The organism is Streptomyces mobaraensis NBRC 13819 = DSM 40847, assembly GCF_017916255.1.
GTDB classification, from domain to species: domain Bacteria; phylum Actinomycetota; class Actinomycetes; order Streptomycetales; family Streptomycetaceae; genus Streptomyces; species Streptomyces mobaraensis.
Window position 1 is genome coordinate 5,019,688 of record NZ_CP072827.1, and the last position, 22,501, is coordinate 5,042,188.

General features: G+C 73.8%; 21 protein-coding genes and 1 tRNA gene. 8 read left to right on the forward strand and 14 right to left on the reverse strand.

Annotation, left to right across the window (positions count from 1 at the left end; translation table 11 throughout):
- Nucleotides 1-90 precede the first annotated feature (90 nt).
- Together J7W19_RS21735 and J7W19_RS21740 are read right to left on the reverse strand one after the other, a co-directional pair.
- Nucleotides 91-1,068 (reverse strand): 1-aminocyclopropane-1-carboxylate deaminase/D-cysteine desulfhydrase, encoded by a 978-nt coding sequence (locus J7W19_RS21735; protein WP_004937622.1) that lies wholly within the window; start codon nucleotides 1,066-1,068, stop codon nucleotides 91-93.
- A 72-nt stretch (nucleotides 1,069-1,140) separates the two neighbouring features.
- Nucleotides 1,141-1,719: an N-acetylmuramoyl-L-alanine amidase gene (locus J7W19_RS21740; protein ID WP_004937624.1), complete on the reverse strand. Its 579-nt coding sequence runs from the start codon at nucleotides 1,717-1,719 to the stop codon at nucleotides 1,141-1,143.
- A gap of 181 nt (nucleotides 1,720-1,900) precedes the next feature.
- On the opposite strand from J7W19_RS21740, the gene J7W19_RS21745 reads away from it, so the two are divergent.
- Both J7W19_RS21745 and J7W19_RS21750 read left to right on the forward strand, forming a co-directional pair.
- The gene (locus J7W19_RS21745; protein ID WP_004937626.1) at nucleotides 1,901-2,812 is read left to right on the forward strand and encodes a glutaminase; all 912 of its coding nucleotides are present in this window, start codon (nucleotides 1,901-1,903) and stop codon (nucleotides 2,810-2,812) included.
- A 78-nt stretch (nucleotides 2,813-2,890) separates the two neighbouring features.
- Nucleotides 2,891-3,115: a hypothetical protein gene (locus tag J7W19_RS21750; RefSeq protein ID WP_004937631.1), complete on the forward strand. Its 225-nt coding sequence runs from the start codon at nucleotides 2,891-2,893 to the stop codon at nucleotides 3,113-3,115.
- 54 nt (nucleotides 3,116-3,169) lie between these two features.
- Here J7W19_RS21750 and J7W19_RS21755 read toward each other — a convergent pair whose 3' ends face one another.
- From J7W19_RS21755 to tatA, 3 genes are all read right to left on the reverse strand, one after another.
- Nucleotides 3,170-4,108: a beta-ketoacyl-ACP synthase III gene (locus tag J7W19_RS21755; protein WP_004937635.1), complete on the reverse strand. Its 939-nt coding sequence runs from the start codon at nucleotides 4,106-4,108 to the stop codon at nucleotides 3,170-3,172.
- 210 nt (nucleotides 4,109-4,318) lie between these two features.
- A complete protein-coding gene (locus J7W19_RS21760) occupies nucleotides 4,319-5,695 on the reverse strand; it encodes an alkaline phosphatase (protein WP_004937638.1) in 1,377 nt (458 codons plus the stop codon).
- A gap of 95 nt (nucleotides 5,696-5,790) precedes the next feature.
- Entirely contained in the window at nucleotides 5,791-6,051 is a 261-nt protein-coding gene (gene tatA, locus J7W19_RS21765; protein ID WP_040887405.1) for a Sec-independent protein translocase subunit TatA, read from the reverse strand.
- A gap of 194 nt (nucleotides 6,052-6,245) precedes the next feature.
- Between tatA and J7W19_RS21770 the strand changes: the two genes are divergently transcribed.
- Both J7W19_RS21770 and J7W19_RS21775 read left to right on the forward strand, forming a co-directional pair.
- Nucleotides 6,246-7,733, forward strand: coding sequence for an LCP family protein (locus J7W19_RS21770; RefSeq protein WP_004937642.1), 1,488 nt, complete (start codon nucleotides 6,246-6,248; stop codon nucleotides 7,731-7,733).
- Nucleotides 7,734-7,910: 177 nt separating this feature from the next.
- The gene (locus J7W19_RS21775) at nucleotides 7,911-9,284 is read left to right on the forward strand and encodes a hypothetical protein (RefSeq protein WP_004937645.1); all 1,374 of its coding nucleotides are present in this window, start codon (nucleotides 7,911-7,913) and stop codon (nucleotides 9,282-9,284) included.
- Nucleotides 9,285-9,341: 57 nt separating this feature from the next.
- On the opposite strand, the gene mgtA is transcribed toward J7W19_RS21775, so the two are convergent.
- The 4 genes from mgtA to J7W19_RS21795 form a co-directional block, all read right to left on the reverse strand.
- The gene (mgtA, locus tag J7W19_RS21780; RefSeq protein ID WP_004937648.1) at nucleotides 9,342-11,969 is read right to left on the reverse strand and encodes a magnesium-translocating P-type ATPase; all 2,628 of its coding nucleotides are present in this window, start codon (nucleotides 11,967-11,969) and stop codon (nucleotides 9,342-9,344) included.
- Complete coding sequence (locus J7W19_RS21785) at nucleotides 11,953-12,366, reverse strand: ArsR/SmtB family transcription factor (protein WP_004937652.1); 414 nt, start codon at nucleotides 12,364-12,366, stop codon at nucleotides 11,953-11,955. Before J7W19_RS21785 ends, mgtA begins: the two co-directional genes overlap by 17 nt.
- A 97-nt stretch (nucleotides 12,367-12,463) precedes the next feature.
- Nucleotides 12,464-13,120 (reverse strand): HAD family acid phosphatase, encoded by a 657-nt coding sequence (locus J7W19_RS21790; protein WP_004937654.1) that lies wholly within the window; start codon nucleotides 13,118-13,120, stop codon nucleotides 12,464-12,466.
- A 238-nt stretch (nucleotides 13,121-13,358) separates the two neighbouring features.
- Nucleotides 13,359-13,862, reverse strand: coding sequence for a MarR family winged helix-turn-helix transcriptional regulator (locus J7W19_RS21795; protein ID WP_004937655.1), 504 nt, complete (start codon nucleotides 13,860-13,862; stop codon nucleotides 13,359-13,361).
- Between the two features lie 102 nt (nucleotides 13,863-13,964).
- Between J7W19_RS21795 and J7W19_RS21800 the strand changes: the two genes are divergently transcribed.
- Nucleotides 13,965-14,930, forward strand: coding sequence for an EamA family transporter (locus J7W19_RS21800; protein WP_004937657.1), 966 nt, complete (start codon nucleotides 13,965-13,967; stop codon nucleotides 14,928-14,930).
- Nucleotides 14,931-15,148: 218 nt separating this feature from the next.
- On the opposite strand, the gene J7W19_RS21805 is transcribed toward J7W19_RS21800, so the two are convergent.
- Nucleotides 15,149-16,402 (reverse strand): MFS transporter, encoded by a 1,254-nt coding sequence (locus J7W19_RS21805; protein ID WP_004937660.1) that lies wholly within the window; start codon nucleotides 16,400-16,402, stop codon nucleotides 15,149-15,151.
- Between the two features lie 73 nt (nucleotides 16,403-16,475).
- On the opposite strand from J7W19_RS21805, the gene J7W19_RS21810 reads away from it, so the two are divergent.
- Nucleotides 16,476-17,405 carry a LysR family transcriptional regulator gene (locus J7W19_RS21810; RefSeq protein ID WP_004937662.1) on the forward strand — a complete coding sequence of 310 codons (930 nt, stop codon included), beginning with the start codon at nucleotides 16,476-16,478 and terminating at the stop codon, nucleotides 17,403-17,405.
- A gap of 40 nt (nucleotides 17,406-17,445) precedes the next feature.
- Here J7W19_RS21810 and J7W19_RS21815 read toward each other — a convergent pair whose 3' ends face one another.
- Both J7W19_RS21815 and J7W19_RS21820 read right to left on the reverse strand, forming a co-directional pair.
- Nucleotides 17,446-19,044: a TROVE domain-containing protein gene (locus tag J7W19_RS21815; protein ID WP_004937664.1), complete on the reverse strand. Its 1,599-nt coding sequence runs from the start codon at nucleotides 19,042-19,044 to the stop codon at nucleotides 17,446-17,448.
- Nucleotides 19,045-19,418: 374 nt separating this feature from the next.
- Nucleotides 19,419-19,488, reverse strand: a tRNA-OTHER gene (locus tag J7W19_RS21820).
- Between the two features lie 397 nt (nucleotides 19,489-19,885).
- Between J7W19_RS21820 and J7W19_RS21825 the strand changes: the two genes are divergently transcribed.
- Nucleotides 19,886-20,542 (forward strand): hypothetical protein, encoded by a 657-nt coding sequence (locus tag J7W19_RS21825; protein ID WP_004937665.1) that lies wholly within the window; start codon nucleotides 19,886-19,888, stop codon nucleotides 20,540-20,542.
- A 240-nt stretch (nucleotides 20,543-20,782) separates the two neighbouring features.
- Here J7W19_RS21825 and sodN read toward each other — a convergent pair whose 3' ends face one another.
- A complete protein-coding gene (sodN, locus tag J7W19_RS21830) occupies nucleotides 20,783-21,178 on the reverse strand; it encodes a superoxide dismutase, Ni (protein WP_004937667.1) in 396 nt (131 codons plus the stop codon).
- 148 nt (nucleotides 21,179-21,326) lie between these two features.
- Between sodN and sodX the strand changes: the two genes are divergently transcribed.
- A complete protein-coding gene (sodX, locus tag J7W19_RS21835; RefSeq protein WP_004937670.1) occupies nucleotides 21,327-21,791 on the forward strand; it encodes a nickel-type superoxide dismutase maturation protease in 465 nt (154 codons plus the stop codon).
- On the opposite strand, the gene J7W19_RS21840 is transcribed toward sodX, so the two are convergent.
- Nucleotides 21,683-22,324: a CGNR zinc finger domain-containing protein gene (locus tag J7W19_RS21840; RefSeq protein WP_004937672.1), complete on the reverse strand. Its 642-nt coding sequence runs from the start codon at nucleotides 22,322-22,324 to the stop codon at nucleotides 21,683-21,685. The genes sodX and J7W19_RS21840 overlap by 109 nt on opposite strands.
- Between the last annotated feature and the right edge of the window lie 177 nt (nucleotides 22,325-22,501).

A 22,501-nucleotide genomic window follows, 5' to 3' on the forward strand; every position in this document is an offset into this window, starting at 1 on the left:
GGCCGTCCCGGACCCGCCGGGCGTCCAAGACCCACCGGGCGTGCGACGGCGCGGGCAAGGCCGAGCGTCACCCGCCTCCGCCGTCGGCTCCTACCCCTGGCCCGGCTCGGCCTCCGGATCGGGCTCGGGCTCCGGCTCCGGATCGGGTCCGCCCGTGATGACGGCGGCGATCGTCGTACCCGGTGCGAACGCCCCTTCCTCGGCAAGTGTCGTCAGGCCGTACAACGCCTTGGCCACGTACAGCCGTTCCGGTGGCAGTCCGTGGCGGGCGGCGAAGTCGTCGGCGAAGGCGTCCAGCTCCGGGGTGGTGCGGGCGTAACCGCCGCCGTGGAAGCGGTCGTCCAGCGACCAGTCGCCCCGACGGCCGCCGAACGCCGCGGTCTGCAGCCGCTCGACCTCCGTGCCCAGGAAGCCGCCTTTGAGCACCGGGAAGCCGAGGGCCCGCGTCCCCTCGCCGAGCCCGGCGGCCAGCCCGGCGAGCGTCCCGCCGGTACCGCAGGCGACGGCGGCGACGTCTCCCGGTCCGAGGACGTCGGCCAGTTCGCGGCCGAGCACCGCGCAGCCGTGGACGGCGGCGGCGTTGCTGCCTCCCTCGGGGACGACATGGCAGCCGTCCGCCCCGAGCGCGGCCAGCACCTCGGGCTCGGTCTTGCGGCGGTAGGTGGCCCGGTCGACGAAGCGCAGGCGCATGCCGTCGGCCGCGCAGCGCGCCAGCGACCAGTTCAGCGGCCGATCCGCGAGCTCGTCACCGCGGACGACGCCGATGGTGGCGAAGCCGAGCAGACGGCCGGCGGCGGCGGTGGCCCGCAGATGGTTGGAGTAGGCACCGCCGAAGGTGAGCAGGGTGGACCGGCCGGAGGCCGCGGCGGCCCGCAGGTTGGGCTCCAGCTTGCGCCACTTGTTGCCGGGCAGCCGGGGGTGTATCAGATCGTCCCGCTTGAGCAGCAGCCGTACGCCCCGGCGGGCGAACCGCTCGTCGGCCAGTTCGACGACGGGGGACGGCAGCCTGGGCCGCAGGGCGGCGAGGTCCAGGGGTGCGGGGGAGGAAAGGGGGGACGGGCCGGTCACCCTCCCATTGTCGGCGAGATCCGTGGGAGGCCCACCCGCGGAGCCCGACGGAGGGGGCTGCCAGGCCGGCCGTCACGCGAGCCGGTCGCGGACGCGGGCCCGCAACCGGTCCATGGTGAAGCCGCGGGGATCGATCTTCCCCGGCCGCCACTCCAGATGCCCGATGACGGATCGCTCGGTCCAGCCGTGGTGCCGGCAGAGCGCCGCCGCCGCCCGTTCCACCGCTTCCAGTTGCGCTTCCGGCCAGGGGTCCGTCCCATTGCCCAGGTTCACGCACTCGAAGCCGTAGAAGAAGGTGTTCCCGTCGGCGTCGAAGCGCCGCGGGGGCGGTGTGCGCCGCTCCTCGATGACGGCCCGCAGGACGTCCGGGTCGCCGCCCCCGGCGTGGTTGGCGCGCCCGCAGCCGACGAGGTGGACCCGGGCGTCCTTGCCCACGACCCCGTGGCACAGGGGGCCGGGCAGGGAGTCGGTGCCCTCCCAGCAGATACGGACGGTGTTCTCTGTGCCGGCGGTGGCCGTGTGATGGATGATGATTCCGTGGACCGGGCCCCACGGCCCGTGGCCGGCCCGGTTGTGGGTGCGCCAGCCGGGCACCTCGACGACGGTGGAGCCCTCCGCTCTCAAGACGGTGAGCAGTGTCTCGGCGGACATGGGTGCGGCCACAGCCTGTGCTCCTCGACGGTTCCGATGGCGCACGCCCTGTCGTATACGCCTGAATGGCCCTGTTCTACCGAAAAGTTCGCAGGTTATCGGGGTGTTCGGATATCGTGCGAGCCGATTCGGCCGCAGGCCGGATGTCGCACGTTCGTACGGAGACAGAAAGCGCACGCCAGTGGACTACCAGGCCGTCCTCGAAGAGGTAGCCGCGTTCGCGCGCCCGCTGGTGGGCCGCGGTCAGGCGGCCCAGTACATTCCGGCCCTGGCGGGGATGGACACCGGCCAGTTCGGCATGGCGGTCGCCGATGTCTCGGGGGGCGTCTACGGCGTGGGGGACTGGCAGCGGCCGTTCTCCGTGCAGTCGATCTCCAAGGCCTTCGGGCTGGCGCTCGTCCTGGCCGAGGGCGGGGACAAGATCTGGGAGCGGGTCGGAACGGAACCGTCCGGAAATGCCTTCAACTCCCTCGTGCAGCTCGAATACGAGAACGGCATTCCACGCAATCCGTTCATCAACGCGGGAGCGTTGGTCGTCACCGACCGGCTGCAGACGCTGACGGGCGACGCCAGCACCACGATGCTGGAGTTCCTGCGCGCCGAGAGCGGCAATCCGGAGGTGTCCTTCGATCCCGCGGTGGCGAGGTCGGAGTCCGAGCACGGCGACCGGAACGCGGCCCTCGCCCACTTCATGGCCAGCTACGACAACCTCGACAACCCCGTGCCCACGGTCCTGGAACACTACTTCTGGCAGTGCTCCATCGAGATGAGCTGCCGGGACCTGGCCCTGGCGAGCGGCTTCCTGGCCCGCCACGGGCTGCGGGCCGACGGCACCCGGCTGCTGCCGCGCCGGGAGGCGAAGCAGATCAACGCCGTGATGCTGACCTGCGGCACCTACGACGCCGCCGGCGATTTCGCCTACCGGGTGGGTCTGCCGGGCAAGAGCGGAGTGGGCGGCGGCATCATCGCCGTCATACCCGGGCGCTGCACGCTCTGCGTCTGGAGCCCGGGGCTGGACGCGCGGGGGAACTCGGTGGCGGGCGTCGCCGCGCTGGACCACTTCACCACGCTGACGGGCTGGTCGGTGTTCTGAGGGCGGCTCCCGGCATCGGTGGCGGCCGCACGGTGTCCGGCGCATCGTGGAGCACGGGGAGCACCAGGAGGAGGGCGTATGGAACACGAGTTGCGCGCCGAATACGCGGACGGCAGCTCGCCGGACGACATCGACCCCGCGGTCAAGACGTGGCACGTGGTCCGTGAGGGCGACGGCCTGACCGGGATGTGCGGCCACGAGCTCGACCCGGGCGCGGCCGTCCGCTCCGTCGATCTCTGGGGCACCGGCAAGGTTCCCATCTGCCACTCCTGCGGAGCGCTCTACCTGCGGGAATCGCCCTAGCGCCCGACTCGTCGGCGACCCGTCGCGACCGCGCGGCGGACCGGGGTCACCGCGTCACGGGCAGCGGATGACCTGGCCCGCGTACGAGAGGTTGCCGCCGAAGCCGAAGAGCAGCACCGGTGCGCCGGACGGGATGGCGCCGCGTTCGACGAGCTTGGAGAGGGCGAGCGGGATGCTCGCGGCCGAGGTGTTGCCGGACTCGGTGACGTCGGTGGCGATCACGGCGTTGACGGCGCCGATGCGGCGGGCGACGGGTTCGATGATCCGCAGGTTGGCCTGGTGGAGGACGACCGCCGCCAGCTCCTCCGGGGTGACCCCGGCCCGTTCGCAGACGGACCGGGCGATCGGCGGCAGCTGCGTGGTGGCCCACCGGTAGACGGACTGGCCCTCCTGGGCGAACCGGGAGGGGGTGCCCTCGATGCGCACGGCGTGCCCCATGTCCGGCACCGAGCCCCAGACCACCGGGCCGATGCCGGGCTCCTCCGAGGCGGAGACCACGGCGGCGCCCGCGCCGTCGCCGACGAGGACGCAGGTCGAGCGGTCGGTCCAGTCCACCACGTCCGTGAACTTCTCCACCCCGACGACCAGGGCGTTCGTCGCCGCACCGGCGCGGATGGCGTGGTCGGCGGAGGCCAGGGCGTGGGTGAAGCCCGAGCAGACCACGTTGACGTCCATCACGGCCGGGGAGGCGAGCCCCAGCCGGGCCGCCACACGGGCGGCCGTGTTCGGGCTGCGGTCGACGGCGGTGCAGGTGGCGACGAGAACGAGGTCGATGGCGGCCGGGTCGAGGCCGCTCAGGGCGAGGGCCTTGGCAGCGGCCTCGCCGGCCATGGCGTCCACGGTCTCGTCCGGTCCGGCGATCCGCCGGGTGCGGATGCCCACGCGGGAGCGGATCCACTCGTCGCTCGTGTCCACCATCGCCGCCAGCTCGTCGTTGGTGAGCACCTTGGCGGGCTGATAGTGACCGAGGGCGATGACGCGCGACCCGGACATCGGTGGTTCCTCCTGCGGGCGAATGATCCGAACCCCCAGTGTTGACCGCGCCCGCCCCCGGAGCGATGAGCATTCCACCAACGTTCCGGCGGGATAACTGGCACAACCCACAGGAGAGCCCGTGGGGCCCGGCCTCCGGGTTCCTCCGGTCGGCCGGGCCCCACGGGACCGGTGGTCAGCCAGGGCCGGCCCGGCGGCCGGCCCGGGTGATCAGCGCAGGGAGAGCGCCGTGCGGATGGTGGTGAAGAGCTCGGTCTGGTCGGTCACGCCCAGGACGCGCTCGGCCAGCGGCCCCTGGGCCGCGATCCGGACCTCGGTGCCGGTGTGCTCCTGGGACTTCCCCGGGGTGTTGGTCGAGTAGTTGACCTTGAGCTGCTGCCCCTCGTCGGTGACGAGCGTCGAGGACAGGCCGGGCGGGGTGGCCTCCAGCGGCACGATCTGGCTGGTGTGGCCGTGGTCGGCGGTGGTGACGACCAGAGTGTCGGGGTGCCGGTCCGCGTAGGCGCGGGCGACCTTCACCGCGCGGTCCAGCGCGGCCGTCTCGCCGATCTGGCCGCACGGGTCGGCCGAGTGGTCGCGCTTGTCGATCGAAGCGCCCTCGACCTGCAGGAAGAAGCCCTTCTTGCCGTGCTGCTTCTGCTCCAGGAGCTGGAGCGCCTTCTTGGTCTTCTCCTCCAGGGTGGGCGTGCCGGCGGTGCGCTCCGGGTTGTTCGTCACACAGCGCTGCGGCGCGGTGCCGCCCTGGGCGGCGGGCTTGCCGGTCCACTCGACCGGGACGTTGCCCGGGGCGAACAGGCCGAGCACGGGCTTGTCGGCCCGCGCCTTGCCGAGGCCCTTGGCGTCGGTGACGACCTGGTAGCCGAGCTTCCGGGCCTGCTCGGTGACGGTCAGCCCCTTGTAGCGGCCCTCGGTGATCTTCTGGTCGAAGCGCTGCTTGCCGCCGCCGAGGAGGACGTCCACCTTGTGGTTGACGCTCTGCTCGGCGATCGAGCCGGGGCCGCCCTTGGCGATCCGGTCGTTCGGGCACTCCTTCATGTCGGCCGGGCCCTGGCAGCTGCGGTCGGTGGCGTGCGAGGCGAGGACGGCCGGGGTGGCGTCGGTGAGCTCCGCGGTGGTGACGCTGCCGGTGGCGAGCCCGTTGCGCTGCGCGAGCTCCAGGATCGTGGTCATCGGCTTGTCGGTGCCGGGCGTCTTGGATATCCGGCCGTTGACGGTCTTGTGGCCGGTCGCCCAGCCGGTGCCGCTCGCCGCCGAGTCGGTGACGTAGTCCGGCTTGCCGTTCTTGTCCACGGAGAAGGTGGTGTAGGCGCCGGTCATGGGGAACTTGTCCATGTTCAGCCGGCCCGCCGCGCCCACGGTGTAGTCCCGGGCGAGGGTGATCTCGGAGTCGCCCATGCCGTCACCGATGAGCAGGATGACGTTCTTGGCCTTCTTCGGGCCGTGGGCCTGGGCGGCGACGGCCGACTCGGCCGTCCGGTCCGTGCGGCCGGCGTCGGAGGCGGAGGCCGCGGCCGGCACCGCGACACCGGCGACGAGCAGTGCGGCGGCGCCCCAGGCGAGACGACGCCCGTACGGACGAGAACCCATGGTGTTTTCCTTCCTCGTGGGCCGGCGGTGTGCCCGGCCGGAGGAAGCTCACCAAGTGAGGGTGTACGGCAGCGCAATACGAGGTGACGCCGAGGTCAGCGGGAGCTTTCGACCGTGGTGGGGATGACGGGGTTGGTGCTGCCGCCCGGTGTGGAGGCGGCCTCGGTGGCGGCGGACCCCGTGGCGGCGGCCCCGGGCGCCGAGTCCTCCTTCATGGCCTTGGCCTCGCTCTTGAGGATGCGCGCGGACTTGCCGAGCGCACGCGCCATGTCGGGCAGCTTCTTCGAGCCGAAGAGCACGACGAGGACGAGCACCACGATGATGAGGTGCCAGGGTTCGAGGGCGTTGCGCAGCACGTCGGCCACCTGCTTTCTCTGCGTTCTCCGTCGCCGCGGTCTAGCGGTCCTCCGCGGCCCACTCACTTTACTTGCAGCTTTGCGCAACCGGGCAACCAGAGGTGACTTCCGTCCGTCTTTGGGGATGAGTCTTCGAGGGACATCAAGAACGCGCCCTTGAGAGGCGGGGGCGTGGAGGGGCTGGGGGGCTCGGGATGGGCGGAGGGGGCGGCGGCCGGGAGCGGCGGCGCGGCCGGACGTTCGGCGGCGCGTCGCTGGCGCTGCTGATACTGCTGCTGGCCGCTGCCGGCTGGACGTACCTGCGGCTCGACGGCAACCTCGGCGTCTTCGACGCGGACGGCATCGCCCGGGACCGTCCCGGCTCCGCCGCCGGCGACAACGTCCTCGTCATAGGCTCCGACTCGCGCGCCGGCGGCAACCGGCACCTGGGCGGCGGCACCGGACGCGTCGGCCGTTCGGACACGGCCTTCCTGCTGCACGTGTACGGGGACGGGGAGCGGGCCGCCGTCGTCTCCATCCCCCGGGACACCCTCGTCGAGATCCCGCCCTGCCGGCTGCCCGACGGGAGCTGGACCGCCGCGCGCGACAGGGCGATGTTCAACTCGGCCTTCTCGGTCGGCGGTACGGCCGGGGGCAACCCCGCCTGCACGCAGAACACCGTCGAACGGCTCACCGGACTGCGCGTGGACCACACCGTCGTCGTGGACTTCGCCGGCTTCGCCGCGCTGACCGACGCCGTGGGCGGCGTCGAGGTCTGCATGCCGCAGGACGTCTACGAGGGCGACCTCGACCCGAACCGCGGCGGCCGGGGTGACCTCCTCTTCAGGAAGGGGCGGCAGACCGTGTCGGGGCGGAAGGCGCTGGACTACGTGCGGGTGCGGCACGGGCTCGGCGACGGTTCCGACATCGGGCGCATCCGCCGCCAGCAGGCGTTCGTCGCCGCCCTGATCAAGAAGGTGCGGTCCCGGGGGCTCGATCCGGCGACGCTGCTCCCGCTGGCGGACGCCGCCACCAAATCCCTCACCGTGGACCCGGGGCTGGGCTCCGTGGAGAAGCTGGTGTCCTTCGCGCGGTCGCTCAAGGGCATCGACCAGGACGACATCGCGTTCGTGACGATGCCGTGGCGGTACGAGGGCGACCGGGTGGCGGTCGTCCAGCCGGAGGCGGACGCGCTGTGGGCGGCGCTGCGGGACGACCGGGCGGTGGGGGACAAGGGATCACCCGGAAGCTCCGGGGGCTCTGCGGACCCGAAGGCCGGGGGAGGCGCGAAAGGCGCGCCGGGGGACGGGGAGGGCGCGGGCGTCCGGGTCTCCCTCGCCGACGCGACGCACGCGGACGGACTGGCCGCCCGCGCCGCCGCGCTCCTCCGGCGGCACGGTTACACGGTCACGGGCCCGCGGACGGCCGAGGCCGGCGACGCGGGCACCACGGTGATCGAGTTCGGCCCGGGGCAGGCGGGCCGCGCCCGTACGCTGGCCCGGCTCTTCCCCGGCGCGTTCGTGCGCGGCACCGCCGATTCCGGCATCTCCGTCACCCTGGGGCGGGACTTCGGCACGGCGGCGGAGGGGGCGGCGGCGCCGGTCGCGGCGGATCCGCCGCGCGGGTCCACGGGCGTGTCCACGGACGTCTCCGCCGTGAGCCCGGCGGACGACAAGCCCTGCCCCGGTCTGTCCTATGGGTGACATCGGGGTGCCATGACGGTGCCGGAGGAGCTGCCAGGGGAACCGAGTGCCCGAATGGCCCGTTGTTTCAGTGAACGCGGAGTAAGTTCGAGATTCCGGCGAAGTGCCGCCGCGTCGGCCGTCACCCGGTCCGCCACGTATACGTCCGTTCCGTACGCCTCTCCGAGGAGCACCGTCATGTCCGCCACTCCCAGGGCCCTTCCCCGGCCCCTGCCGGCCCTCTTCGCGGGGCTCGTCGCGGCGCTGCTGCTGGTGGCCGGCGGCGCGGCCCTCGCCCCGCCCGCCCACGCCGCCACCGGTCTGAACGAGGTGGCCGAGGGGCTCAAGAAGAGCCCCGTCTACGTCGACCCCCGGGCGTCCTCCCAGCTCTCCTCGGCCGACGCCGACGCCCTGGCCAAGAAGATCAAGGACGCGGACAAGCCGGTGTTCGTCGCCGTCCTGCCGAACACGCCGGACTTCCCCCAGGCGACCGTCCTGGGAGACCTGCGGGGGAAGGTCGGCATCAGCGGCGTCTACGCCATCCGGCTCGGCGACAAGTTCAACGCCGGCGCCGACCGGCGCGTGATGTCCAACAACGCCGTCGCCAACCTGCGCGACTCGGTCCGCCGCAACGACAACGCCAACGCGAGCACCGAGCTCAACGCGTTCGTCGACGGCGCGATCAAGACCGCCCGGGGGCACGCCCCCGACTCGTGGGGCGGCTCGGGCTCCGGGGGCGGCTCCACCGGCCTGATCGTCATCGGTGCGATCGTCGTCGCCGGCGCGGGCGGCGCCTACGCGTTCTACCGGCGCGCGAAGAAGAAGCGCGAGGAGCGCGAGCGCGCCGAACTGGACGCCCTGCGCGTCGTCGTCGACGAGGACATCACCGCGTTCGGCGAGGAGCTCGACCGCCTCGACTTCTCGCCGTCGGAGCCCGGCGCCACGGACGCCATGCGGCACGACTACGAACAGGCCCTCGACGCCTACGAGGAGGCCAAGCGCCGGATCGCGGCGGCGGCCAGGCCCCAGGAGGTCACGGCCGTCACCGAGGCCCTGGACAACGGCCGGTTCGCCCTCGCCACCCTCGCCGCCCGCCGCACCGGCGCGCCGCTGCCCGAGCGCCGGCTGCCCTGCTTCTTCGACCCGCGCCACGGCCCGTCCGTCGAGGACGTCCAGTGGGCGCCCCCGGGCGGCGCGCCGCGTACCGTCCCCGCCTGCCGGGCCGACGCGACGCGCGTCGCCGACGGCGAGGACCCCGCGTCCCGCACGGTCCAGACCGCCCAGGGCCCGCAGCCGTACTGGAACGCCGGCCCCGCCTACGCCCCGTGGGCCGGCGGCTACTTCGGCGGCGGCATCCTGCCCGGTCTGCTCGTGGGCACGATGCTCGGCAGCATGCTCAGCGGTCCCGCCTACGCGTCCGACTTCGGCGGCGTTCCCACGGACACCGGCCCCGAAGGGGGCGACTTCTCCGGCAGCGACTTCAACTCCGGTGACTTCGGTGGCGGTTGGGGCGACGGCGGTGGCTTCGGTGGCGGAGGGGACGGGGGTGGTTTCGGGGGCGGGGACTGGTGAGCGCGCCTTCCGCGCCCCCGCACCCCCTGTCCGGGACCGCTCCGTACCGCGCCCCGCTCACCCCCCGACCCGCCGCCCGTACCGGTTCCGCGCGACGGTGAGCGCCGCGCCGTACGCGGTCAGGACGGTGGCGAGGAGGACGTAGGACAGCGGCGGCAGCCCGGTCATGGCCAGGAGCGGGCCCAGCGGCGACAGCGGCAGGAGCAGCCCCACGACCGCCAGGGCGGTGGTGGCGAGCCGTACGGCACCGGGGGGACGGCCCTCGGCCAGGTGCCGGCCGGACCGCAGGACGAACATCACCATCGCCTGCGTCAGCAGGTTCTCGGTGAACCACCCGGCGTGGAACGCCTCCTGGCCGCCGTCGTCCCCCAGCGACCGTACGGCGAACGCCAGGACGGCGAACGTGGCGAGGTCGGCGGCGGCGTTGAGGAGGCCGAAGACCGTGACGAACCGCAGCAGGTCGCGCGGGCGCAGCCGGGTCGGCCGGCGCAGCGCCGCGGGGGCGGGGCGGTCGAAGGCCAGGGCGAGCTGGGCCGCGTCGAAGCAGAGGTTCTGCACCAGCACCTGGGCGGGGAGCATCGGCAGGAACGGCAGGAGCAGCCCGGCGGCCAGCATGGCGATGACGTTCCCGAAGTTGGACGAGAGCGTGATCCGCAGGTAGGCGGCGATGTTGCCGGTGCTGCGCCGGCCCGCGGTCACCGCCCGGTCGAGGGCCGTGAGGTCCTTGGAGGCGAGGACGACGTCCGCCGCCTCGCGCGCGACGTCGACGCCCGCGCGGGGGCAGACGCCGACGTCGGCGGCGTGCAGGGCGGCCAGGTCGTTGACCCCGTCGCCGAGGAAGCCGGTGGTGCGGCCGCTCGCGCGCAGGGCGCGGACGATGCGGGCCTTGTGCTCGGGGGAGCAGCGCGCGAAGACCGTCGTCCGGTCGGCGAGCCCGGCCAGTTCGGCGTCGGTGAGGCCGTCGACGCGGTCGGCGGTCACCACCTCGCCCGGGTCCAGGCCGAGGTCGCGGCAGACACGGGCGGCCGTGCCCGGGTGGTCGCCGGTGAGGACCCGGACGGCTATGCCCCGGTCCGCGAGGACGGCCAGCGCCTCGGCGGCGGTGGGGGCGAGGGCGTCGTGCAGCGCCAGGAAACCGGTGAACTCCAGGCCGTGCTCGTCGGCGGGGCCGTAGGGGCGGGGGCGGGACTGGCGTTCGGCGCGGGCCACGGCGAGCACGCGCAGCCCGTCCGCCGCCAGGTCCGCCGCCCGCCGGGACAGGCGGTCGCGCTCCGCCGGTTCGAGGGCGCAGCGCTCCAGGACGTCCTCCGGGGCGCCCTTGACGACGAGCACGTGTACCCCCGCGAGGCCGAACCGCGGGTCACCGGCGCGCCGGACGACGGCGGTGGACAGGGGGCGCCCGGGAGCGCAGGGGAGCGCGGCGATCCCCTCGTACTCCTCCTCGGCGGCCAGCAGGGCGTCCTCGCCCGCCGCGTCGAGGACGGCCTCGTCCAGGGCGTCGGGTACCGGGAGTTCGGCGAGGTGCAGCGTCCACAGGGCGTTGACCGCCGCCCAGCGCAGCGCCTCCTCGCCGTCGCGCCCGTACGCGTCCTCGGCGTGGTGGAGGACGGGCCGGTCCTGGGTGAGGGTGCCCGTCTTGTCCACGCACAGCACGTCCACGGCGCCCAGGTCGTGGAGGGCGGGGAGGCGCCGCACGATCACCTCGCCGCCGCGCGCCAGACCGGCGGCGCCGCGCGCCAGCGCCGCCGTCACGACGACGGGCAGCATCTCGGGCGTCAGCCCGACGGCCACCGCCACGGCGAACGGCAGCGTCTCCATCCCCCGGCCGCGCAGCAGCGCGCTCGCGACCAGCACCAGGGGCGCGGTCAGCAGCATGAACCGGATCAGCGTCCAGGCGATCCCGTTGACGGACCGGTCGAACGGCGTGACCCGGCGCCCGCCGTTCCCGGCCGCGGCACCCGGGAGGGCCCCGGAGAGCCGGGTGGCGGCCCCGGTCGCGACGACGACGGCGGTGGCGGTGCCGGAGAGGACGCTGCTGCCCTGGAAGCAGAGGTGGGCGGGGTCGGGGCCGGGGGCGTCCCGTTCGGTGGCGGGCACGGACCGGAGCGCGCCCGCCGCCAGGTCCGGGGCCCGTTTCTCCGCCGGCGTCGACTCGCCCGTCAGGACGGCCTCGTGCACCGTCAGGCCGGTGGTGCGGAGCAGGCGCAGGTCGGCCGGGACGAGGTCGCCGGGGGAGAGGACGACGACGTCGCCGGGGACGAGTTCGCCGACGGGCAGCTCCCGGTGGGCCGGGGGCGCGTCGGGCGCGGGGCGGCGGCGGACGGTGGCGGTGGTGGGGACGAGGTCCCGCAACGCCGCCGCCGCGCGTTCCGCGCGGTGTTCGCCGACGGTCCTGAGGGCGCAGCTGACGGTGACGAGGACGCTGATCACACAGGCGGTGCCCCAGGAGGCGACCGCGGCGGAGACCAGGCCGAGGCAGAGGAGGACGGCGGTGAACGGGTCGCGCAGGCCGTGCACGAACCGCCGGACGGCACCGGGCGGGCGGCGGCCGGGCAGCACGTTCTCGCCGGCTTCGGCCAGCCGGCGGGCGGCCTCGTCCTCAGTCAGACCGCGCGGGCCGCTGCCCAGCTCCCGCAGCGCGTGAAGGGTGGGGCCGGCCTGGCCGACCTCAGGCGCCCAGGCCACGGAGGCGTCCGGAACCGGCGCCGGACCGGGACCGGGGCGCCGGTTCGGCCCGGCGGTCGGAGAGATGGTCGACCATGAGGTGGACGATGGTCACCACGTGTGGGTCGTCCACCAGGTAGACGACCCGGCGCCCTTCGCGGCGGGACCGCACCAGCCCGGCGAGCTTCAGCTTGGCGAGGTGCTGGCTGATGGCGGGCAGCGCGCCGCCGACCCGTTCGGCCAGCCCGGTCACGTCGCTCTCGCCCTGGGCGAGGGCCCACACGAGGTGCAGCCGGGCGGGGGAGGCGAGCAGCCCGAATGCGGCGGCGGCCTCGCCCAATACGTCCGCCGACGGGTCGGCGGCGCTCCGTTCGACGGCCCCCTCGGGGCTCTCGAATCTGCCGACGCCTGCCGTCACTGTCGCTCTCCCGTCCCTGCCGGGCGTCGTCACGCCCGAGAGGAACAGTCTAGGCAGAGGGGCGGCCGGCTCCCCAGTAGCCCGCGGGCGGCCGGGCTCAGGACAGCTTGCCGTCGTAGTCGGGGAGCTTGACCGTGAGTTCCGCGTGACCGCCGGAGAGGTCGGTGGTGTTGTTGCCGATATTGGCGATGATCTTGTAGCCCTTGGCCTCGATCTTCGCGCGCTCGGCGGTCTTGTAGGCGCTCACGTCGCGGAACAGGTCGGGGAGGCGGCGTACGGAGAGGCCGTCCACCGGGTAGCCGACGCGCTTGAGGTTGTCCTCCGTGAGCGAGCCCAGGAGGCGGGGGCGCGCGGTGACGAAGAAGACGGCGGCGCCGCGCTCGTGCGCGTACCGGACCAGTTCGCGGACGGGGGCGACGGCCGGCGTCGGGTACGTCCAGTGGAAGTCGGTCTCCAGCGAGGTGTTGTCGATGTCCAGGACCACGGCCTGCTTCTCGGCGCGGGCCTGCGCGGTGCGCTCGCGGACGTACGGCGCCGCCCGGTCGACGGCGGCCTGTACGTCCCGCTGCCAGGCGGCGTAGTCGACGCCCTTGAGACCGGCGGTGCCGGAGGTGTGCGCGGGGGACGCGGTGGCCTGGGCGGCGTCCTGCACGGGAGCGGCGGTGGCCGTCGTGGTCGTGCCCAGCGTGGCGAGGGCGGCGGCGGTCGCGGAAACGGCGACGGCCGTGCGGCGGGCCCGGATCGATGCGGTCATGCCGGGAACGATCACGGGGTTGTGTGACGGGGGAGGAACGTGGGGTTGTCCGGCGGGTGATGGTTGGGTTCTGTGTGCGGGGTGTGGTGGTGGGGGTGCGGGTGGCGGATGTGATCCCCCGCCCGGTGCGGGACGGGCCGGTCGGGGAGCCGCCTTGGGGCCGAGGTGCCGCCGTCCCCTTCGCGGCGGCAGCCCCGGGGCTTCCCCTCGTGCGCCGGCCCGTGGACCGCCGGCGGGGTCACTCCAGACGCCGGTCTCCCAGGTGTACCAGCAGGACGCGCAGGGCCTCCGCGACGCGGTCGCACTCCTCGCGACTGAGGGCGGAGAGGATCCGCTCGCCGTTCGCGGCGTGGAGGGCGATCAGTTCGTCCATGAGGCGGTAGCCGTGTTCGGTGAGCCGGATGCGGACGGTGCGGCGGTCGGTGGTGTCGCGGACGCGCTCGACCAGGCCCTTGGCCTCCATGCGGTCCACGCGGTTGGTGATCGCGCCCGAGGTGACCATGGTCGCGCTGGTGATGGCGCCCGCCGTCCGCTCGTAGGGCGGGCCGCAGCGGCGGAGCGTCGACAGGACGTCGAACTCCCAGACCTCCAGGTCGTGCTGGGCGAAGAACGCCTTGAGCTCCTTGTCGAGGAGGCGCGAGAGGCGCTGCACCCGGCTGATCACTCCGGTCGGCCAGACGTCCACGTCGGGGCGTTCGCGTGCCCACTGCTCGATCACGCTGTCCACTGCGTCGATGGCCATGGATGTCTCTCCCTTGAAAATCTCAACGTTCAGATAGTTGACGTTCATTGAAGTTGCGTGTTGTTATTTCAACGTTGAGATTATCAATGAGGGGAGAACGGCATGCAGGGGACCACGTACGTACCGGCGGGCATGAGCGGAGCGACCGGCGCCTCCGGAACTCCCGGCGCGGACCGGGCGAGCGGTCGCGGCACCGCCGCCAAGGGGCCCGCCGCCGGGTCGGACGTCAAGGACCTGCTGCTCACGGCGCTGGCACCCGCCAGTTGGGCCACCGTCTATTCGGTGACCGCCGCGCTGCTCCCCGACAACCGCCCGATGCTCGCCGCCACCCTGCGCGCGCTGCCCGCCGGACTCGTCCTGCTGGCGTACAACCGCAAGCTGCCGCACGGCTCGTGGTGGTGGAAGTCGACCGTGCTGGCGATCCTCAACTTCGGCGCCTTCCTCCCGCTCGTCTTCTTCGCCGCCTACCGGCTCCCCGGCGGGGTGGCCGCCACGATCGGTGCCGTGCAGCCGCTGATGGTGGCCGGTTTCTCGCTCCTCGTCCTCCGGGTCCGCACCTCGCCGCCCGTCCTGCTGGCGGCCGTCGCCGGGGTCGGGGGCGTGGCCCTGATGACGCTCACCGGCAGGGCCGCGCTCGATCCGCTCGGCGTCGCGGCGGCCCTGCTCGCGGTGGGGCTGATCGGCCTGTCCATCGTGCTCACCAAGAAGTGGGGCAGCGGTGAGAGTCCCCTGGTCATGACCGGCTGGCAGCTCACCGTCGCCAGCGTGCTCCTGAAGCCCTTCACGCTGTTGGGCGAGGGACTTCCGTCGCACCTGACCGGTGCCAACATCGCCGGCTACGCCTACATCGGCGTCGTGGCCACCGCCGCCGCCTACCCCCTCTTCTTCCGTGGCATCGGACGGCTCGCCCCGACCTCGGTCTCCCTGCTCAGCCTCGTCGGGCCGCCGGTCGCCGCGGTCATCGGCGTGGTGGCGATGGACCAGGTCCTCACCGTCTGGCAGGTCGTCGGCCTCGTCGTCGCCCTCGCGGCGGTGGTCGCCGGTCAGGCGCTCGGCCGCAAGAGCTGACGGGGGGCGGCGGAGAGGCAGCCGACAGCGCGGCACAGGAGCTACCGGGAGGCTCCGGCAGGGACGGCCCGCGGGTCCGAACGGACCGGCGGGCCGCCGGCGTGTCGCCACGCGGCGTACCGGGGAACGCCGCCACCGGCACGGCCCGCGAGCCCGGCACGTGGCGGCCACGGCGTCACGACCACCGCTTCGGCACGCCAAGCCGCACCGCCACCCCATCAGCACGCAGACGCACGCGCCTCAGCTTCCTCCTCCACCTCCCCCGAACGCCCCCAACGCCCCTTCCCCGCGCCCCCCGAACGCCCCCAACGCCCCTTCCCCGCGCCCCCCGCCGCCCCCAACGGCACCACCGCCGCCGCGGCCAGCAGCCCTCCCAGCCACAGGGCGGCGGGCACGGACACCGCGTCCACCGCCCGGCCGCCCAGCAGCGCGCCCAGCGCGATGGCCACGTTGAACACCGCCACGAACAGCGCGGACACCGTCTCCCCGGCCTCCGGTGCGACGGCCGACAGCCAGGTCTGCGTGCCGACCGAGACACCCCCGTACGCGAGCCCCCACACCACGAGCAGCGCGGCCGCCCCCGCCGTCCCGCCGGCCGTCAGGGACACGGCGGGTATCACCGCCCCCAGGGTCACCGCGACGACCGCCAGGACGCGGCGAGGGTGCCGTACGGCCGCCGTGCCGGCCAGGAAGTTGCCCGCCACCCCCGCGACGCCGTACGCGAGCATGAGGCCGCCGACCGTCCCCGCGCCCGTGCCCGGGATCCGTTCCAGCGCGGGGCGGACGAAGGTGTAGCCTGCGAAGTGCCCGCACACCAGCAGCAGGACGACCAGCAGCGCCGCGCGGACCCGGCGGGCGCGCAGGAGCGCCGGCAGGACGTGCGACGGTGCCGCGCCCCGGGGTGGCAGCGGCGGCAGGACCACCGCCAGGGCGGCCGTGGCCAGCAACGCCACCGCCCCCATCACGAGGAAGGCCGCCCGCCAGCCGGCCCGGCCGCCCACCAGCGTGCCCGCGGGAACGCCGAGTACGGAGGCCACGGCGATCCCGCTGAAGATCACCGAGGTGGCGCGGCCGGCGGCGCGGGACGGGACGAGGCGCGGGCCCAGCCCGGCCGCGATGGCCCACACCCCGCCGATGCACACACCCACCAGCACCCGCAGTCCCAGCAGCACCTCGATCCCCGGCGCGGCGGCGGAGAGCAGGTCGGCCGCGGTGAGCAGGCCCATCAGCGTCAGCAGCAGGACGCGCCGGTCCAGCCGTCCCGCGCACACCGTGAGCACGGGCGCGGCCGCGGCGGCCACCAGGCCGGGGAGTGTCATGGTCAGTCCGGCCGTCCCGTCCGATACCCCCAGTCCCGCCCCGATCGGGCTGAGCAGCCCGACGGGCAGCATCTCGGTGGTGACCACCGAGAACGTGCTCGCCGCCACGGCAGCCACGGCCGGCCACCCTCCCGCGTTCCTGATCTTCGCCATGCCCCCAGCCTCCGCACGGGCCGGGCCGGGAACAACGGCCGGTCCCTCACCGCTCCATGAGCGGGACTCATCGATGACGGCGGTGGGAGACGGCATGCGGGAGGACGCGGTGGGCGGACTGGACCTGAGGGAGCTGGAGTGCTTCCTCGCCCTTGCCGAGGAGCTGCACTTCGGGCGCGCGGGCGAGCGGCTGTTCGTCTCGCAGAGCAGGGTCAGCCAGTTGCTGCGCGCGCTGGAACGCCGCGTCGGCGCGCGCCTCGTCGACCGCACCAGCCGCCGCGTGGCGCTCACCCCCCTGGGTGAACGTTTCCTCACCGACCTGCGCCCCGCCTACGACGCCCTCAGGAGCGCGGTCGGCGATGCGCGCGACGCGGCGCGCGGCGTCGAGGGCGTTCTGCGCGTCGGCTTCCAGGGTGTCGCCGGCCGTACGGTCATGGCGGCCGTGCACGCCTTCCGGGAGCGGCACCCCGGCTGTGAGATCGAGATCGCGGAGATCCCGCTGGCCGACCCGTTCGGCCCGGTGCGCCGGGGCGAGGTCGACACGGCCGTGGTCCTGCTGCCGGTCGCGGAACCCGACCTGACGCTGGGCCCGGTGTTCTCCCGTGAGCAGCAGACGCTCGCGGTGTCCGTACGGCACCCGTTCGCGTCCCGCCGCCGCCTCGACGCCGAGGACCTCGCCGACTGCCCCCTCATCGGCCCCGCCGCCCCGGCCCCCGCCTACTGGCGGACGGCCCAGGCACCGTCAGTCACCCCGGGCGGGCGGCCGGTCCCGGCGGGCCCGGCGGTGTCCACCCTCCAGGAGGGCATCACCCTGGCCGCCGCCGGACGCGGCGGCATGCTGCTCTGCAGGCCGACCGGCACCTACCAGGCCCGCGACGACCTGGCGTTCGTCCCGGTCGACGGCCTCCCCCCGTCCGCCCTCGGCCTGATCCGCCACCGCGACGCGGCGACGGCCCGGCTCCGCGCTTTCGGCACGGCCCTGGCGGGGGTGGCGGAGGCATGACGACTACGGCGACTCTCGTGTCGCGAACGTCCCTTCCGTCTCACCCCTCCCACGGCCACGCCGCGTCCCGGCCCGCCTCCAGCAGCGGGATCGCGCGGAAGGCCGCGTCGTCGAGACCGCCGAAGGTGTGCCGGTCGCCGGTGCCCGAGGGGGCGTGGGCGGTGCGGTAGCCGGCGAGGTTCCAGGTGTAGACGGGGATGTGGGGCGGGACGGCGGCCGTGGCGTCGTAGGGACCGCCGGGGGCCGTCTGTTCGTCGGTGACGATCACGACGCGGTCGTGTCCGGCGTAGTGCCGGCGTACCGCGTCCGCGGTGTTCGTGCCGCCCAGGTCGCCGAACCGTTCCGTCGCCCGCAGCACCGAGTCGCCGGGCGCCAGCGGGATCCGGCGGCTCGTCGTGCCGAACTCCACCAGGTCGGCCGATGCCGCCCGGAGGGCGAGGGCCGTGCCGAAGACCGCCGCGCTGTCGGCCCGGTTCAGCCGCGTCCGCTCGCTGATCCCGCCGAACATCGACCCCGACCGGTCGACCAGCACCAGCGTCCGGCCGTCCAGCGCGGGGACGTTGGCGAGCGAGTGGGACAGCGCGCGCTCCAGCGCGTCGGCCCAGCGCGTCGAGCCGGTGTGCCGGTGGGCGGCCAGGTAGCGGAAGGGGAACTGCCGGGAGCGCGCCACCTCCGCCGGGTCGGCGATCCGCGCGGCGACGGCGGCGGCGACCTCGTCGCCCACCCCCGCCTCGTCGAAGTTCCGCAGGTTGCGGACCAGCGCCATGGTGCCCATGGACGGGATGACGGCCTCCCAGGCCGCCCGGTCCAGCGGCCCCTGGAGCCAGCCGGCCAGCGCCTCCCACGTCATGCCCGCCGCGGCGAGCCGCTCGGCGCCGCCCGGGCCGGTGAGCACGGCCCGCCGCTCCGCCACCGGGACGGCCATCAGCTCCCGGTGCGCGGTGAGCACCGGGTCCGCGGCCGGCGGTACGGCGTCCTCCGGGTGGTGCCGGCGGTCCAGCGCGTAGCGGAACAGCTCGCCCTGCCACGGCTTGGCCGGATCCGGCGCCGGGTGGACGACGTTGAGCACGTCGCCGAAGCGGAAGCCCTTGCTCGCGGTGTCGTACTTGAGCAGCGCCCTGCCGTGGTACAGCCGTCGCACCGCGTCCCCCACGCCGCGCTTGACCGGCTTCGGCACCGCCCGCCCGTACCGCGACGTCCAGTAGCCCAGCATCTCGCCCGGCTCGTCCGGGCGGAGCAGGACGGACGCGACGACGCCCCGGTTGCCGTACGGGCCCGCCGCCGGCGCTGCCGCCCCGCCGGCCGCGAGCCGCGCGTGGACGAACTCGGCCGCGCCGACGAGGGACGCGGTCCGCATGCCGCCGTCCGCGCGCAGCCAGCCCAGCAGCCGCGCCGTCCACTCGGGGTCCTCGACCGCCAGCCGGCGCACGAGACCGGCGAACCGGTCGTCGCGCTCCCCGCCGCCCTCGTAGAACGTGTCCTGGGCGACGGTGTTGGTGACGGCCAGCAGGAACAGCTCGCCGCGGGCCTCGCGCAGGTGACCGGTGCCGCCCTGGTGGTTGACGGCCGTGGCGCCCGTCGTGGCGACGGGCGACGTGGCGGCCCCGCGGCGGCGCGCGCGGGCGTTGAAACGGGACATGAGAAGCGGAACCCCCCTGGAGAGCCGGCTGACGGCTCGTCGGTGTGTGGCGGTGGGAGGGAGGCGGGACGGCGGTCCGTGGCGCCCGAGAACGAATGGCCGCGGATCGCCCGCCAGGAGTGGGCAGCACGTCGCCGGTCCCGTGTCGACGGGACGGTGACGTGCGGGAGTCGAACCCGAAGTAGCCGCGGACCGGCACACCGGACGCCCCGGTGCCGCGCCTCCCGAGATCAGGTCCGGCCACGGCGTGTTTCCGGCAAAGAAGGAGCCGTGGCCCGCGCACCGGGAGGTGCGTTGCGGTAGCGCTTACGCTCTCCCGAGATCGGAGGCGGGGACGGTACATGGTGCTCTGCCGTTGAGCTACCGGGGCCCTGAGCCCCGGACGGGATTCGAACCCGCAACCACCCGTTCCCGAAACGAAGTAACCGTCTCCTGCGCACCGGGAGATGCGTAAGCGATGTCTCCGACTCTGCCCGGACGGCGGGTGGTCCGCAACGGATTTACACGCGGCGCGGCGCGGCGGCCCGGCGGCGGCCCGGACGGACGCGGCCCTCCTCCGCGTATCCGGTCGGCGGCATGGAGAATCGCACCGGAATTGGCGGGAATCGGCCGAGCGCGCGGAACACGGGCGGTCCCGCGAATGCCCGGGCGATCCCGAAAGCGCGAAGTCCCGGCGGTGTCCCGGAACTTCACCGAAACCGTCCCCGATATCCGGATTCCTCTTCTCCGGCCCTTCCGTGGCGAACCCCTGCCGGCTTCCTCGCGCGGGCGGATGCGTAAACTCGGTCGCCGTTTCCGGATTCGGATCCGGAACGGCACCACGGAACAAACGGGGGACATCTTGCTCAGCCAGTTCGCAGATCTCACCGCCGCGGCACCCCGCCGCGCGGCGCTCACCGCGGGGGCCGTCGTGGCCGCTCTGGCGCTGACCGCCTGCGGTTCGTCCGGCCACGCGGCCGACAAGGGGAAATCCGGCGACGCCAAGGCGGACACCAAGGCGGACACCAAGGCCGACACCAAGGCGGACGCCGGGGCCAAGGAACTCCCCGCCGGGCAGCCCAGCCCGGAGGAGCAGGAACTGGAGTCGGACAAGAAGAAGGGGAAGTTCGTCGTCACCGGCCAGAAGGTGGTGATGGGCAAGCCCGAGTCCCTGCAAGGCGGTTCCGACGCCAAAAAGTTCGCCGGGAAGACCGTCGCCTTCGCCTACCTGACTGCCAAGCTGGCCGACGCCGACGCGCCCATGCGGCCGCCGATGGTGACCACCGACATCGGCACCCTGGTGCAGGGCGGCGAGCCGGGCCGGCCGCTGATCACCATCGGGCAGCTTCCGGGGACCCCGGCGGACTGCGAGAGCGCCGACTACGGCAAGGCGTGGAAGAAGGGCGAGGAGCGCACCTTCTGTCAGCCTTTCGTGGTGCCGCAGGGGAAGAAGGTCACCCACATCACGTACCGGCGGGGCTTCTACAAGGAGCCCCTGAAGTGGGTGCTCCCGAAGTAGCCGCCATACCGGTAGCCGCACGAGGGTGCGCGACCGCCGGGGCGCCCGCTCCGCGGCGCGCACCCGTTCCCGTACGCCCGTGACCGCCGTACGTCCACGACCGCCGTGGCTCCCGCACGCCCATGACGACGGCGAGGGGCCCGGCCGGTGATCCGGCCGGGCCCCTCGGGTTCCCGTGTGCCACCGCACGCCGGTGTGACGCGTCGAGCGCCCCGCCGACGGTGGACGAAGGGGGAGACCTTACGCCTTCTTGGTCTCCCAGAAGATACGGTCGATCTCGGCGATGAGCTCCAGCGCCTTCTCGCCCGTCTTCGGGTCGGTCGACGCCTTGGCGGCGCTCAGCGCCTTCAGGGTGTCATTGACCAGCTGGTGCAACTGGGGGTACTTCTCGAAGTGCGGCGCCTTGAAGTAGTCGCTCCACAGCACCGAGACGTGGTGCTTGGCGAGCTCCGCGCGCTGCTCCTTGATGATCGTGGCGCGGGCACGGAAGTGGGGGTCCTCGTTGGCCTGGTACTTCTCCTGGACGGCCTTGACCGATTCCGCCTCGATGCGGGCCTGGGCCGGGTCGTACACGCCGCAGGGCAGGTCGCAGTGGGCGCTGACCTTCACCTTGGGGGCGAACAGGCGGGAAAGCATAGTGGTGCTGTCCTTCCTCGTGATCGTCTTCTCAGGTGCGAGATTACTCGGTGCGGGAAGGCTTTTCCCGGGTACCCCGTGGGGCTTAGGACGAAAGACCGGTGTCAGGCTGGGACCGGACGGCGAAGGACGGGAGTGAGGAGCCGAGGTGCAGGAGCGACTGGACGAGCCCGCGTACGGGCTGGACCGCGAGCGTCGCGGACTGCTGCGGATCGGGCTGGCCGAGGTCTACAACCCGTCGATGGTCCCGACGCTGAACCCGGGCGACCAGCTGGTGGTGCAGTACGGCGCGAGCGTGCGTCCGGGGGACGTGGTGGTGCTGCGGCACCCGTTCCGGCAGGACCTGCTGATCGTCAAGCGCGCGGTGGAGCGGCGCGACGGCGGCTGGTGGGTCACCGGGGACAACCCCCTGGTCGAGAACGACAGCCGGGAGTTCGGCGCGGTGCCGGACGAGCTCGTCGTGGCCCGCGCCTGGATGCGGCTGCGCCCGCTGCCGCAGGCGGGTCAGCGGTCGGCGGGCGCGCTGCTCTCGTGGGCGGCCTCGGCCGTCCGGCCGGTGCGCTCCTCCGGGCTGCTGGGGCTGCCGCTCTCGCGCCGCTTGCGGGCCCGGTAGGCGGCGACGTTGGCGCGGGTGGCGCAGCGGTCGGAGCAGTAGCGGCGGGAGCGGTTGGTGGAGGTGTCGAGGTAGGCGTTGCGGCACGGCGGGGCCTGGCAGATGCCCAGCCGGTCCACGCCCAGCCCGGTGAGGTGGACGGCGAGGCCCATGCAGGCCGTGGCCGTGTAGCCGGCCGCCGAGTTCGCGGCGTGGTCGGCGATGTGCAGGTGCCAGTCCGGGCGGCCGGCCTCGTCGCGCTGCTGGTGGCCGGAGATCTGCGGGCTGACGGGGAACTCCATCAGCAGCGCGTTGAGCAGGTCCACGGCCCGTACCTCGTCGCCCTCGGCCGCCGCCTCGAAGACCGCGCGCAGCCGGGTCCGGACGCCGCGCAGCCGGGTGACGTCGCCGTCGGTGAGCCTGCGCGCCATCTGCGAGCCGGGTCCGAACATGTCCCGGGCGCCGTCGAGCGAGGTCAGGGTGTCGGTGCCGCGCACGGGCGCCTCGGTGTTGACCAGCCGGACGGCGTAGTCCGCGTAGGAGGCCAGTTCCACGGGGGGTCCTTCGGTGGTCGGCCCGGGGCCGAGCCCCGATGGGTAATGGATGTCGATGCAACGAGGCTATTACAGCGTACGACGGGTGGGCAGGCGGGACGCACTTTCCGGCCACCCGCGCCGTAGGCGAACTGGTGTCCGTAAACGCCGGACGGCGGTCGCCCGGAACCATGTTCC